The organism is Nonomuraea sp. MG754425, from assembly GCF_021699195.1.
In the GTDB taxonomy this organism is placed as follows: domain Bacteria; phylum Actinomycetota; class Actinomycetes; order Streptosporangiales; family Streptosporangiaceae; genus Nonomuraea.
Window position 1 is genome coordinate 1 of the sequence record NZ_SSXE01000122.1, and the last position, 13,760, is coordinate 13,760.

The 13,760-nt window shown below is 73.9% G+C and carries 10 protein-coding genes; all 10 read right to left on the reverse strand.

Annotation, left to right across the window (positions count from 1 at the left end; genetic code table 11):
* Positions 1-157: 157 nt before the first annotated feature.
* The 10 genes from FAF44_RS34415 to FAF44_RS34460 all read right to left on the reverse strand — a co-directional run bounded on the left by FAF44_RS34415 (position 158) and on the right by FAF44_RS34460 (position 13,737).
* Complete coding sequence (locus FAF44_RS34415) at positions 158-1,393, reverse strand: phospholipase D-like domain-containing protein (RefSeq protein ID WP_237107516.1); 1,236 nt, start codon at positions 1,391-1,393, stop codon at positions 158-160.
* A 127-nt stretch (positions 1,394-1,520) separates the two neighbouring features.
* Positions 1,521-1,886: a DUF488 domain-containing protein gene (locus FAF44_RS34420; protein ID WP_237107517.1), complete on the reverse strand. Its 366-nt coding sequence runs from the start codon at positions 1,884-1,886 to the stop codon at positions 1,521-1,523.
* A 115-nt stretch (positions 1,887-2,001) separates the two neighbouring features.
* Positions 2,002-3,771: an asparagine synthase (glutamine-hydrolyzing) gene (gene asnB / locus FAF44_RS34425; RefSeq protein ID WP_237107518.1), complete on the reverse strand. Its 1,770-nt coding sequence runs from the start codon at positions 3,769-3,771 to the stop codon at positions 2,002-2,004.
* Positions 3,772-3,779: 8 nt separating this feature from the next.
* Positions 3,780-4,610 carry a hypothetical protein gene (locus FAF44_RS34430; protein WP_237107519.1) on the reverse strand — a complete coding sequence of 277 codons (831 nt, stop codon included), beginning with the start codon at positions 4,608-4,610 and terminating at the stop codon, positions 3,780-3,782.
* A complete protein-coding gene (locus FAF44_RS34435; protein ID WP_237107520.1) occupies positions 4,607-6,295 on the reverse strand; it encodes a condensation domain-containing protein in 1,689 nt (562 codons plus the stop codon). The genes FAF44_RS34430 and FAF44_RS34435 overlap by 4 nt, the downstream gene beginning before the upstream one ends.
* Before the next feature lie 81 nt (positions 6,296-6,376).
* A complete protein-coding gene (locus FAF44_RS34440; protein WP_237107521.1) occupies positions 6,377-7,492 on the reverse strand; it encodes a nucleotidyltransferase family protein in 1,116 nt (371 codons plus the stop codon).
* 3 nt (positions 7,493-7,495) lie between these two features.
* Positions 7,496-8,542 (reverse strand): radical SAM protein, encoded by a 1,047-nt coding sequence (locus tag FAF44_RS34445; RefSeq protein ID WP_237107522.1) that lies wholly within the window; start codon positions 8,540-8,542, stop codon positions 7,496-7,498.
* Between the two features lie 40 nt (positions 8,543-8,582).
* Positions 8,583-10,445: a radical SAM protein gene (locus FAF44_RS34450; protein WP_237107523.1), complete on the reverse strand. Its 1,863-nt coding sequence runs from the start codon at positions 10,443-10,445 to the stop codon at positions 8,583-8,585.
* Between the two features lie 13 nt (positions 10,446-10,458).
* Complete coding sequence (locus tag FAF44_RS34455; protein ID WP_237107524.1) at positions 10,459-11,847, reverse strand: phosphopantetheine-binding protein; 1,389 nt, start codon at positions 11,845-11,847, stop codon at positions 10,459-10,461.
* A gap of 351 nt (positions 11,848-12,198) precedes the next feature.
* Positions 12,199-13,737: an amino acid adenylation domain-containing protein gene (locus FAF44_RS34460; protein ID WP_237107525.1), complete on the reverse strand. Its 1,539-nt coding sequence runs from the start codon at positions 13,735-13,737 to the stop codon at positions 12,199-12,201.
* Positions 13,738-13,760: the final 23 nt, after the last annotated feature.

A 13,760-nucleotide genomic window follows, 5' to 3' on the forward strand; every position in this document is an offset into this window, starting at 1 on the left:
CGCCCGCCCCAGCCTGCCGGTCAACCACCCCATAAGCCGCGAATAACCCCCTTCGTGGCGTGATCGTTGCGAACCCGATCACCCCAGGAGACGCACACGCCGTCTCCTGGGAGAACCAGCCGCGTGGGAGAGCACGATCCGGCCCGCCCGCCGGACGTCAGCAGCTTGCCGGGGTGCCGTTTCCGGCCGCGCGGATGCCGCCGGCGACCCGCAGGGCGTAGTAGTTGGAGCGGAACCTGTCGAAGATCGTGCCGTCCTCGAGCTGGAGCAGGGCCTCGTCGGCCTGGCGCAGGGAGTTCCAGCTCCAGTTGTGGCTGCCGGTCCAGACGATCTTGCGGTCGGGCCCGCCGTAGTACTTGCCCTCCACCAGCAGGTACTTGGAGTGCACCCAGACGGGGTCGGCGGTGCAGAAGTACCGGACGTTGATCCCGTTGTAGACGCCGGTGGTCTTGACCAGCTCGTTCATCGAGGAGACCTCGGCGGAGCTGTCCTTGTTGTGGTTCACCGCCACCTCGACGTAGCAGCCGGCCCGGTCGAGGGCGAGCAGCTTCTGCGCCAGATGGGTCCGGCTGAAGATGCCCATCGCGACCCGGACGATGGTGCGGTGCGTGCCGTCCACGGTGCCGACGGTGCTGTTGCCGGTGCACTGCACGTTGTCCAGCACGGTGGTCATCGTGTCCTCGGCCGGGTCGGTCGGGCTGCTCGTGCTCTCCTGACGCGGGTAGAAGTGCACCTTGGCCGCGCCCGAGGTGACCGGCGGGCGGGCGTCGTAGTAGTTGTTGTTCACGCCCTGGTTCTTCAGGTCGGTGAAGTACGCGGCGTAGGCGTCGTGGATGCCCGCGTTCCCGGCGAGCACCAGGGCGGCGTTCCAGCCGCCGAGCCCGTCGCGGCCGGTGTGCAGGTTGGCCGACGACTGCACCACCACGTCGTCCGTGCCGCCGGTGCGGGAGAACAGGAAGAACTTGTTGTGGTTCAGCGACACCGACCCGTACAGCGCGCGGTCGCCGATGCAGCCACGGCCGCTCGGGCAGGCCAGCACCCACGAGCCGGCGGTGGTGTCGGTGCCGAGCGCCGCGGTGAGCGCGGCGAGGATGGGCGTCCCGGCCATCTTCTTGTCGAAGACGATCTGCACGTTGCGGCCGTTGTTCCGCGCCGTGATCAGCGCGTTCGGGATGGTGGCGTCGGTGGCGTAGAACATCGACATCCGGATCGTGGAGCCGGCGTCGGCGCCCTCGATGAGCTGCACGATCCGGTTCTGGATGGCGGTCCGGTCGTTGACGGGGTCGTTGAAGACGGCCTCGGTGGCGACGGCGGCGTACGCGGGCGTCGGGGCGGACACGCCGGACAGGACGGCGACGGCGACGGCGATCAGGATCAGGAGGCGGCGTAACACGGGGGGTTCCTTTCCCGAGGGGAAGATCGCCTCGACGCTAACAGCGATGCCCCCGGCAGGAACCCCCTCAGACCTCTGACATCAGACGCCCAGGCCCGGCCGCTCAGGACCGACGGCCGCCGCCGGCTCAGGGTTGCAGCAGGTCGGCGAGCACCGCCGCCGAGCTGATGTCGGCCGCCCTGGTGGCGGTCAGCAGGGTCAGGTCCCGGTCGGCGGCGAGCTCCCGCAGGTGCGCCAGGGCCTGCGCCCGCTCGGGATAGGCCAGCTCGTGCCGGTACCGGCGGGCGAACTCGGGGAACCGCTCGGGATCGTGGTGATACCAGGTGCGCAGCTCCGCCGAGGGCGCGACCTGCTTGCACCACTCGTCGAGATCGAGGTCGTCCTTGGCGATCCCGCGCGGCCACATGCGATCGACCAGCACCCTGGCGCCGTCGTCGGCCGTCGGATGCTCGTAGACCCGGCGCACCCGGATCTGGTGCTTCCTGTGTGCCATGGCTGCCCCCTCTTGCCTCTCCCTACCCGTGCCCCGAGCGGTCGAAGTCACTCGGCGACGGCCGGAGCCGGACGCATCGGAGTGACTCGTGGGGCGTCAGGGACGCACGAGTCCTTCACAGAGTCTCCAGCCAGGAGCCGAGCGCGTACAGCGTCCAGAGTTTGAAGGGCGCGTCGGGGACGTGCCCGCGCCCGTCGTGGAGCGCCCGCACGGCGGCGGGATCGACCAGGTCGAAGAGCGGGTGCCCAGGACGGGACAGCAGCCCGCCGGCCACCCACCCGGGCAGGTCGCGCTCGAACATCGGGGTGAGCATCCGGCCGAAGCCCAGCTTCCCCGGCGGGACGGAACCGGGCGCCTCACCCGCCAGCGTGCGGCGCAGCAGGTACTTGGGACGGCCGTCGAACCAGGTGGCCCGCACCGGCAGCCGCAGGCTCCGCTCGACCAGGGGATGGTCCAGCAGCGGGACGCGCGCCTCGACCCCGGCGGCCATCATCGCCAGATCCACCCGGGGCAGCAGGAAGTCCGGCAGGCGCAGCTTGAACTCGGCGTTCAGCGTGGCGCGGTGGAAGGCGTCCGGCAGTTGCGGGTCGATCTGCCCGACCAGGGCGGCGAGCGCGTCGTAGCTGCTGGTCACGGGACCGCCGCGCCACAGCGTGCGCTTGTCCGCCTCGCTGAACGCCTGGATGTGCCGCCGGGGCAGGGTCCCGTCCACCGGGTCGCGCAGGTAGGACGGGTAGCCGCCGCCGATCTCGTCGCCGCCCTCGCCCACCAGGCACACCTTGAAGCCCAGGCGGCGCATGTCGGTGCCGAGCCGCACCATGACCACCGCGTCCGGCGCGCCGACCGGCCCCTCCCGCAGGTGGCGGGTCAGCGCGGCGAACACGTCGTGGAAGCCCCGCGCGTCCACCGTGTGCACGTGCAGCGGGACGCCCAGCCGGGCGGCCATGTCGGCGGCGCCGCCGGACTCGCCGAACGGCGAGGGCGTCTCGAAGTCGGCGACGAACGCGGCCAGCCCGCTCGTCTCGCGCCGGGCGCAGGCGGTCACCAGCGCGGCGTCCACCCCCGCGCTGAGCGTGCTGGCGACCGGGACGTCACTGCGGACGTGCAGCCGCACCGCCGCGCGCACCATCGAGCGGGTCTCCTCGACGGCCTCGCCCGGCGGGCCGCATTCGGCCGCGGGCGCGGGGTCGTTGAGATGCTCGGCGGCGTCCCAGTACGGGCGCGTCCGCACGCCCCGCTCGTCGGCCACCAGCATGGTGCCCGGCGGCAGCTTCCAGACGTCCTCGAACATCGTGTACGGCGCGGGCACCCCCAGGTACGTCAGATGGTCGTAGACCGACTGACGCCGCAGGACGGGCGTGCTGCGCGCGCCCGCGACGAGGGAGCCGACCTCACTGGCGAACGTCAGGGACGCCGGGCCGACCCGGTAGTGCAGCGGCTTGATCCCCATGCGGTCGCGGGCCAGCCACAACGACCGGGCGCGGCCGTCCCAGAGCGCGAACGCGAACATGCCGCGCAGGCGGTGCACGCACTCGACGCCCCAGCGGGCGTAGGCGTGCAGCAGCACCTCGGTGTCGCTGTGCCGGGTGCGGAAGCGGTGGCCGAGCCCCTCCAGCCGGGCCCGCAGCTCGACGTGGTTGCACAGCACCCCGTTGAGCACCACGTGCAGGGTGCCGTCGCCGTCGCTCATCGGCTGCCCCGCGCCGGCCGTGGGGTCGATCACCGCGAGGCGGCGGTGCGCCAGGCCCACCAGTCCGTCCGGCGCCCGCCAGGTCCCGGCCTGGTCCGGGCCGCGGTGGGCCAGCGCGGCGCCCATGGCGGACAGCTCGCGCGGCTCGACCGGCGGCCCGCCGCCGAAGTGGTAGATCCCCGCGATCCCGCACATGGGGCGGATCAGCCCGCCGCCGGCAGCCGCGCCGCCGCCCGTTCCCACCGCGCCCGGTCCGGGCCGTGCCGGCGGACGAGGGCGTAGGCCACGCGCTCGACCCCGAAGGCCAGGCACGCCGACGCGGCCGGCCCGCCGCCGGCGCGCACCCGGTGCCGCTCGGCGAAGAACGACCGGTGGTGGTTGAGCGAGCAGACGGCCACGCCCTCGGCACGGGCCTCCCACTTGCTGGGGACGATGCGCTGCGCGAGCCGGGCGGGGGAGGCGGCGCTGAAGAACGGGTCGGTCGCCACCTGCCACTCGTGCCGCAGCCCGAGCCCGCCGAGCAGCCGGTCGGCCGCCGCGCGGGCCCGCTCCAGGAAGGCGGACACGTCGGCGGGCGCGCCGAGGCAGACGATCTCCCGCATGGTGAAGACCCGCTGCCGGGCCAGCGGCCGGCACCCGCTCTCGTGCCGGAAGCACAGGCCGCCCACCCGGAACAGCCGGGGGGCGCGCAGATCGGCGTCGGCGGCGCGCGGGTAGACGTGGTAGCAGGCGGCGGGGGTGAGCGCGTTGCCCGTGGGCGCGAGCACGCGGCCGTCCTCCTCCCGAGCGGCCGGGTCCAGGCTCGCCTGCAACGTCACCAGGTGGGGGAACTCGGTGAGGTAGCCGTAACGTTCCAGAAGGCCGGCGGGAAGCAGCGGGGGAGCGCTCTGGTGCTCGGCCGGCCAGTCGCGGGCGAACCCGGCCAGCACCTCCTCCACCGCGCCGATCAGGGCCAGCGCGTCACCGGTGTACACGCACACCCCTTCGGGCCGCCATTCGAGCCCGTCGAGCCCGAGCGGCCGCTCGTCCGTCATGACCGGGCTCCTTCCGCCGCTTCGGCCGCGTGCAGGACGCGGGCCTGCTGCCGCACGGTGCGGGCGGGAGCCAGCGCGGTGACGGAGATCTGCCGGCCGGTGCGCTGGGAGATGAGCCTGGCCAGCCGGATCAGCAGCAGGGAGTGCCCGCCGAGGGCGTAGAAGTCGTCCTCGGGGCCGGGGTCGGCGTCCGGCAGCAACTCCCGCCACAGGGCGGCGATCTGCCGCTCACCACGAGCGGACGTCGCGCCGCTCCCGGAGTCCGGGGCCGGGGCCGGGCGGGACGCGGACGGCACCTCGCGGGCCCGCTTGCGGACCGGGGCGGCCGGGTGGACCGGCTGGGCGGGGTCGGCGGCCAGCGACGCCAGCAGCTCCACGTACGCGTGGAAGAGCCGCTCGGCCACCTGGTCGGGGTAGCGGTCGGCCCGCCAGTACGCGACCGCCCGCATCTCCCTGGTGGTCATCCTGCGCAGCACGAACGCCAGATCCCCGATGACCGCCCCCCGGTCGACCCAGAACCGGGACGTACGCACCCCGGGCAGGGAGAGCGTGAGCGTGGTCTCGTCCTCCAGCGCGAAGTGGGTGCGGCTGAACGGCTGGGCCGCCGTGCGCCGGACCGGGGCCACCGCCCGCACCAGCGCGCCGAGCGGCACGAGCGCGTGCTCGTAGGCGTCGAACGTGGTCGCGCGGACGCGGGCGACCACGGACGTGAACGGCTCGCCGCGCCCCAGGCGCAGGCGGAACGGCAACTGCGCGGCGAACAGGCCCACGATGTCGTGCACTTCGGGCAGCTCCCGGTTGAGGTAGGGGGTGGCCACGACGACGTCGGTACGCCCGGTGCACCGGGCGAACAGCACCAGCAGCGCCGCCAGGCCCACCGCGTGCAGGCCGGCCCCGCGGGCGCGGCCGATCTCCGTCAGGTCGCTCACGAGCCGGGCGGGCAGCGCCGCCATCGTCGTGTGCGACTCCGACGACGCCGAGGCGGCCGGCCGCGCGCCGGGCAGCAGGTCCTCGGCCTGCTCCAGGTCGCGCAGGTGGTTCGTCCAGAAGGCGAGGCCGGCCGCGTGGTCGCGGCCGTTCTGCCAGCGGGTGAAGTCCCAGTACGTGAGCGCGCCGGGGGACGGCCGCGGCTGCTCGCCGCCGGCGACGATCGCCCGGTAACGCGCGCCCAGCTCGGACAGGATGACGCGGTGCGACCAGCCGTCGCCCACGGTGTGGTGCAGGACGCACGACAGCACGTGCCGGTCGGGGCCGTGGGTGAACAGCGTGAACCGGCACAGCGGCCCGCGATGCAGGTCGAAGGGCGCGCGGAACTCCTGGCGGACGCGCTCGTACAGCTCGGCGCGGCCGACGTCGGCGCGGCCCAGCCGGATGGCCGGCCCCGGCTCCAGCACCGGGGCCGGCACCCCCTGGCGCGGCTCGAACCGGGCGCGCAGCGCGTCGTGCCGCCCGGCCGTGCCCTGGACGGCCCGCGCGAGCGCGGCGACGTCCACCGGCCCGTCGAGCGAGAGGCACACGCCGCAGTTGTACACGGGATCGTCCGGCGCGACCTGGCTGAGGAAGTAGAAGCCCTGCTGCGAGGAGGAGGCCGTGGGCGGCCCCGCCGTCCGGACCGGTACGGCCCCCGGCCCGCTCCTGGCCCGCGCGACCCGCGCGGCCGACCGCCAGAACTCCGATTCCGACATCTCTCGCCCAGCCTCCTGATCTGCTGTCGGGGATCCTGCCGAGGGGGACTTCGACCTGCCCGGGTGACGCATCGGTGACGCTCAGGGGTTCGCGCCGCCGAACAGGTCCGTCCTGTCGCGGCTGCGCAGCCGCTCGGTCATGCTGCCGCGCCAGGCCCGGGTGCCGCCCGCGGGAGCGCCGGCCGAGGCGAGGAACTCCTCGCCGGCCCGCCCGGACAGCCCCAGCGACGGCGCGACGCCGGTGCCCATGACCCGGTCCAGGTGCGTGAGCACCCACGCGACGGGCGGCGCGAGGCCGTACTCGTCCAGGAGCGCGGCCAGGCGGCCGTCGCGCAGCGGCCCGGCGTGCCGCCGCCACAGGCGGGCCACGTCGGCGAACTTCATCAGGGTGACGTCCTGCTCCAGCTCCAGCCACCGCGGATGCCACGCCTCCCGGAACAGGTGCAGCACCGTGAACAGGAAGTGGTAGGGCAGCGTCATCGCCGGCACCGTCCGGCCGCCGGGCACGGGCTGCTCGTCCACCTCGGCCAGCGCCCTGGCGGTGTCCACCTGGTACGGGCAGCGCGACCACGTGAGGCTGCAGGCCACGTCGAGCGGCACGTGGGGCACCACGGGGTCGCCGGTCGGGCGGATGAAGGCCGGCAGGTGGTCGGGGTCGAGCCGGTAGCCGATGAGCTGGGCGCGGGTGAAGGAGCGCACCCGGCCCGCGGACTTGTCCACGTACGCGGGCGTGAACCCCAGTTCCCTGATGACGCCGGCGGCGCGCTCGCGGTCGGCCGGGGCGACCATGAGGTCGATGTCGCCCAGCATCCGCTCGCCCGCGCCGGCGTACACCGTGGACTCCAGGATCATGCCCTTGGTGGCGGCGCACCGGACGCCGTCCGCCCGCAGCGCCCCGGTCACCTCGGCCGCGACGACCCGGTAGAGCGCCGTGCGGTGCGCGCTGAGCCGCAGGCTCTCCCGCAGGTGCTCGCCGAGCTGGGCGGGGACGTCCGGCCAGCGCCCGGCCTCGTCCAGCGCGTGGGCGAGCAGCGCGAGCATCCGGTGTCTGAGCGCCTGCTCGACGAGCTCGCCCCAGGCCGGATCATCCGGCAGCAGCCCGTCGAGCAGGTCGCCCCATGACTCGCCGTCCCGCGGGCCGGCGCACAGCCCCAGCAGGAGCCGCCACTCGGCACCACCGCTCGGGGTCGTGGCCATGGCTCAGCGCAGGTCGATGATCTTGAGCTGGGAGCGCGGCGGCAGCGCCGCCTTGATCCGCAGCTCTTCGAGGTCCTTGCGGGCCGCCACGTAGGTGGCCCGCTGGAACAGCGCGATCATCTCGGCGAGCTGGTCCTCCTTGGGCGTGGTCCTCGCCTTGGCGATGTCGGTCCAGTTGCACGCCCAGGCCGTGTTGTCGGCGAAGATGAAGATGTCGTAGACGCCCTCGTGGCACGGGAAGAACGGGCAGCTCTTGCAGATGCCCTCCATGTCGTACTGCGAGCCGTTGCGCACGCTCTTGAGCGTCACGTTGACGCCGTCGATGGTGTAGATCTTCGTCGGGGTGCCGAAGCTCCTGGCGTACTTGTGCTCGCGCACCCGCGAGGCCCTGGCCTCCAGCTCCTGCTCCAGCTTGACGCTGTCCACGTGCACCTGCGACCACTCGTGGAAGGACCAGGGCACCGACACCACGTCCTGGATCTTGAGGTTGGTGCCGACCTCCCGGCAGATGTCGATGATGCCCCAGATCTCGTCCTGGTTGTAGCGGTTGAGCACGGCGTTGAGCCGGTGGAGCAGACCCGCGTCGGCGAGCATCTCGATGCCCTCGCGCACCACCGGGTAGTAGCCCTTGGTGGCGCTGACCCGGTCGTAGACCTCCTCCGTCGCGCCGTGCATGTTCACCACGTAGTGGCAGTTGCGCGGCGAGTCCTTCCACTTCTTCGGGAAGCGCTTGAGCAGCGTGCCGTTGGTGTTGATGAGCACCTCGCTCGCGTCGGCCGCGACGGTGTGCACGATCCGGTGGAAGTCGCGGTGCAGCAGCGTCTCGCCGCCGGTGATGCGGAACTTCTCCACGCCCAGCGTGCGGGCCGCCCGGTGCCAGTCGAGCAGGTCGTCGGCCTTGAACTGGCGCGTGTTGCACAGCGTCATCTCCGCGCCGTCGCCGCAGTAGACGCACTTCTGCGTGCAGACGTTGATGAGCGGGAACGTGACGTACGGCATGATGCTTTCTTGCTGCTTGCGCTCGGGCGGGATGATGTCGAAGGTGGTCACTTCGGTCCCTTCCTGAGGGAGGCGTCCGGGGAGGACGCGGTCAAAGCCGGGGAGCATCGGTGGAATAGAGGAACTCGCGCCTGCCGAACACCGCCAGGGCCTCCTCCAGGTCCCGGGGCCGCAGCTCGTTGCCCACCAGCCCGCGGACCGCGCGCAGCCCGTAGAAGTCGTCGCCGAGCTGGGGGAACTGCTGCTTGGCCTGCGCGTAGTACGCGGTGCCGAAGCGCGGGGTGCAGGTCATGACCCCGCAGTACGGAGCCCGCAGGTCGTGCATGCGCGCGAGCGTGTGGTTCAGGGTGTCGCGGGTCTCGCCCGGCGCGCCGATCATGATGAACAGGTGCGGTTCGATGCCGGCCTCGCGGCACAGGCGGACCGCCTCCGCCGAGATGTCCAGATCGCGGTACTTGCCCATCTGCAGCAGCACCGTGGGGTCGAACGACTCCACCCCGAACCAGAGCCCCACGCAGCCGGCCGAGGCCATCTCGGCCAGCAGGTCGGCGCGCACGGCGTCGCTGCGCACCTGGGCGGTCCACGGCACGGCCGCGTCGTTCTCGCGGACCAGCCGGCAGAACTCCGCCACCCAGGACGGGCGCTGGGTGAAGTGGAAGTCGGCGAAGAACACGCCGCTGACGCGCTGGTCCGCCTTCAGGTGGCGCAGCTCCTCGGCCACCGCGCCCGGTTCGCGGTAGCGGACGCGCCGGTCCCAGAAGTTGTAGCAGAAGGAGCAGTCGAAGGCGCAGCCCCGGGTGGCGAGCATGTCGGCCCACCGGTACTGGCGTACCGGGCGGTTGCGGACGTACCGGTCGCCGTAGTAGTCGTCGAAGTCGATGAGGTCGTAGGCGGGCAGGATCTCGCCGTCGTCCAGGTAGGCGGGCGTCCCGGTGCGCCGCAGCGCGTTCAGCCGGTACGTGCCGATCGCCCCCCAGTCGTCCGGCGGCCCGAACGTGGTCCGGCCGCGGACGCAGACCTGCGGCGAGTCGTCCGGCGGCCGTCCCTCGACCACGGCCTCGACCAGCGCGGGCAGCCCCGTGTCGTGCTCGCCCTTGAGCACGATGTCGGCCCGGCACTGGCGCAGCACGATGTCGGGGCGCACCGTGCCGTGCGCGCCGCAGACCACGACGGTGGCGCGGGGGCAGCGCTCGACGAGCGCGTCCACGGTGCGGAAGGAGTGCCGCAGCCGGTAGTCCAGGAAGTAGTTCTGGATGTGGTCGTACGGCGTCGTGGTCACCGCGATCACGTCCGGGTCGCCCAGCAGCGGCGGGAGCTGCTCCGGCGGGAGCTGGTGGACCCGGTTGTCCACCAGCGTCACCCGGTTCCCGGCCCGCCGCAGCCGGGCCGCGGCCAGCAGCAGGTCGATCGGCGGCTGCAGGAACGAGTCGGCCGACAGTCCCGCGGGCACGACCAGCGCCACCAGCGGCCCGTCCGCGTCCCCCGCACCCGGCGGCCCCGCCCCGCGGCCTGGTACGGGCACGGGTGGCGCTGACACGGGTGGCGCGGGGGCGGTGCCCGCGGCCGTGCCGGTGCCCGTGGCCGGGCCCGCGATCGTGCCCGCGACAGCGGCCGTGCCCGCGACCGTGGCGCGCACGTCGGGGTCGGCGCGCAGGAGCAGCCTGGACAGCGTCGCCGGTGAGCCGTGCCCCTCGGCCACCAGGTCCGCGTAGCCGCGCACGAGCCGTTCCTGCTGGCCGGCCGGCATGGTCTCCAGGTGGTGCAGCACCTCGCCCAGCAGCCGCGCCGCGACCGGGCCGGGGGCCTGGGCGATCCGGGCCGCGAGCCGGTCGAAGTGCCGCGCGCGCTGCTCGGCCGTCATGCGGGGGATGAGCAGGGGCAGGAAGCGTACGTCGGACTCGAGGTCCGCGCCCGCGGCCGGGCGGGCCGGGGGAAGGTGCGCCGGGGTTTCCATGGCTGCGCCCCAATCACGCTCGACGTGCCGGACGGTGCCCGGCCCTGACGGGTTCGACGGCCGCCGACAGGCCGTCGCCGGTGATCTTGACCTGTGCCCGGTCGAGTCCGCCCGGCACGTCCACGGCGTGCGCGAGGAACGACACGGCCGGGTCCTCCGCCGTCAGGTACTGGCGGTGGTCGTCGATCCTGGACGGCCCGTGGTCCACGACGAGCGTCAGATCGCTCCAGCCCGCGGCGTCGGCGTGCCGCAGGAACTCGATCGCGGACGTGCCGGGCCCGCCGTCGCGGTGGTTGACGATCCACACCCGGGCGGCGTCGCCCGCGTCGTCGTCGCCCGGCCGGCGCGCGCGCAGGTCCACCGCCCACCCGGCGCGCACGCCGGTGCCGCCCACGGTGTTGGACGCGGGCGCGTGCCGCCGCGCCTGTTCCCAGGCCGAGGCGGGCACCTGCGCCCAGTTCTTGGCGTGCGCCTCCGACATGCGGCGGATCTGGGTGACGTACAGGGTCTCGTCGCGGGTGAGCACGAACTCGACGTCCACCGGCCGCTCCAGCGCGTCGCAGACGCCGAACAGGCAGCGGCGGATCAGCTCGGGGAAGCCCGCCCGGTCCGGACGCCGGCCCGCGGCGAAGCGCAGCGGATCGTTGGCGCGGATCGCCAGTGGGCTGTCGTAGCAGGTCACGAGCGCGTGGTCGCCCCAGGCGTAGCCGGTGCCGTGCATCGCCACGTCGGGGACGAGCGCGGTGAACAGCACGTCCACCGGGCGGTCGGTGTCCAGGCGGTGCCGGCGGTGGTAGTAGTCGGCGACCGCGCCGCGGCGGCCGGCCAGCACCCGGGCCACGCCCCGCGCAGCCTGCCCGGAGCGCGGCGCGTCCCGGCCGGGGACGTGCGAGCGGAAGACGCCCGCGAACGACAGGTGCGGGGCCAGCAACTCGTCCCCCGGGCTGGGGTGGGCCAGCAGCCGCGCGCCGCCCAGCGGCTCCGTCGCCGCCGCGATCCGCTCAGCGTGCGCGCGCACCCCGGCCTCGATCGTGTCCGCGCCGCAGTCGAGGGGCAGCGGCCACGTCCGGACGAGGGCGCGGGCGGGGAGCCGGGCGCCCAGCCGGAGCACCGCGTCCGCGGCGGCCTCCAGCGTCGCCAGCCGCAGGCTGGAGTGGCCCAGCAGGGACGCGACCGCCCGCGTCAGCGTGCCGAGGTCGCGGAACGTGTGGTGGTCGAGCAGGTCGTCGGGGAACTCGACGCCGAACTCCCGCTCCACGCCCAGCACCAGCCGGACCGCCCGCGCCGAGTCCAGCCCCGCCTCCGTGAACGGCGTCCCGGGGTCTGGCTCCGCACCCGAGACGGGCAGCACGGCGGCCAGGACGGCCGAGAGCCGCGTCCGGATCGTGTCGGGCCCGGTCATTCCGGCGGCTCCGCACACCAGGGCAGACAATGCACACTTCCACCTCGCGCCTCGCTTGAATGACTATCCTGAAAAGCGCGCTCAATAATGCGTGCGACATGCTCGGGACGCCGTCCGAACAGAAATAAGTGGCGTGTGACGCGCCTGCTCCGGCCCGGCGGACCTCGCCGAAGAGTAGATCAACTCGGCGCCGCCGTCAGCGTAACACCGGCCCTTGGGCCCGGCAATACATGCATTTCTATGGCGCGGCCCGGAATCCCCGGACCGGCCGCGACCAAATTTATTTCCGCAGAAAGCCGCAGGCCCCGGAGGCACGCCGGAAAACATCTTCGGCCGCACATTTACCGGGAGTCAGGAGCGGTCCGACAGGGCGGCCCGGTCGATTTTCCCGTGCTCGTTCACCGGCAGGTCGGCCACCAGCGACAGCCGGTCGGGCACCAGGTAGGCGGGCAGCCGGGCCGCCAGCCCCGCGCGCAGCCCGGCCTCGCTCAGCGCCGCCCCGGCGGCCGAGTCCTGCCTGGTGACGAACGCGACGAGCTGGCCCGACACGTGCGCCACGGCCGCGCACCGCGCCACCCCCGGCAGGGACCGCGCGGCCGACTCGATCTCGGCGGGCTCGATCCGGTGCCCGTGGTGCTTGAGCTGGCCGTCCTTGCGGCCGACGAACCGTAGCGTCCCGCGCGGGTCGCGCCGGCCGAGGTCGCCGGTGCGGTAGAGCCGCACCCCCGGCAGCGCGTCCACGTAACCGAACCGGGCGGCGCTCTGCTCCGGCAGGTTCAGGTAGCCGTCCGCCAGTTGCGGCCCGGACACGCAGATCTCCCCCTCGGCGCCGGGCCGGTGGTGCTCGTCCAGCAGGTGTACGGACGCCCGGGGGAAGGGCCGTCCGATGGGCAGCGGCTCGGCCCGGTTGCGGCCGTCGGCCAGTTCGGCGGCGGTGACCGGCGCGTACGTCACGCCGACGGTGGTCTCGGTGGGGCCGTACTCGTTGAAGACCCGGTCCGCGCGGGCCAGCCAGGGGGCGGCGTGGGCGGCGTAGAGCCGTTCGCCGCCGGCCACCACGCACGCGATCGGGGCCGTGCGCTCGCCCGGCGCGAACCACTGGTTCAGCGCCTCCAGCAGGGTCGGGGTGAGCTTCAGCAGCCCGATCGGCTCCTCGCCGGCCAGCAGCCCGGCCAGCGCCTCCAGCCCGCTGAAGGGGCCGTCGTCGGGCAGCACCCGCACCTCGCCGCCGGCCGTCAGCGGCACCCACACCGAGGTCACCGTCAGGTCGAAGCTCAGCGTCGAGTGCCAGGGGGACACGCCGGAGCCGCCGCCGTAACGCAGGCGGGCGTGCCGCACGTAGTGCGCGAGCGCCCGGTGCGAGACCACGACGCCCTTGGGACGGCCGGTCGAGCCGGAGGTGTACAACACGTAGGCGGGCCGCTCCGGGCCGGGCCCGCGCTCCGGCACGGAGGTGGCGGCGTGGGCCGGGACGGCGTCCGGGGTCAGCACGGCGCCGCCCCCGCGCAGGCGGGCGGCGTCCGGCGGCCCGCACACGACCACCCCGGCCCCGCTGTCGGCGAGCAGCAGCCGCACCCGGTGGTCGGGATAGGCCGGATCGACGGGGACGAAGACCGCGCCCAGTCGCCAGCAGCCCCACGCGGCGGCCAGCGCCTCCGCGCCGCGCGGCAGGCAGACGGCCACCCGGTCGTCCGTTTTCGTCCCGTGCCGGGCCAGCGCCGCCGCCCAGTCGTCCGCGCGGCGCGACAACTCCAGGTAGCTCACCCCGCCCGCGCCCGGAGGCCCGGACACCGCCACCCGGTGCGGCACGCGGGCGGCGGAGCGCGCGAGCAGGCCGGGCAGGGTCAGCTCGTCGATCTGGCCGGCGGTTCGTCCCTCGTGATGCGTCACGCCCGTTCCCTCCCGCCGGCCCG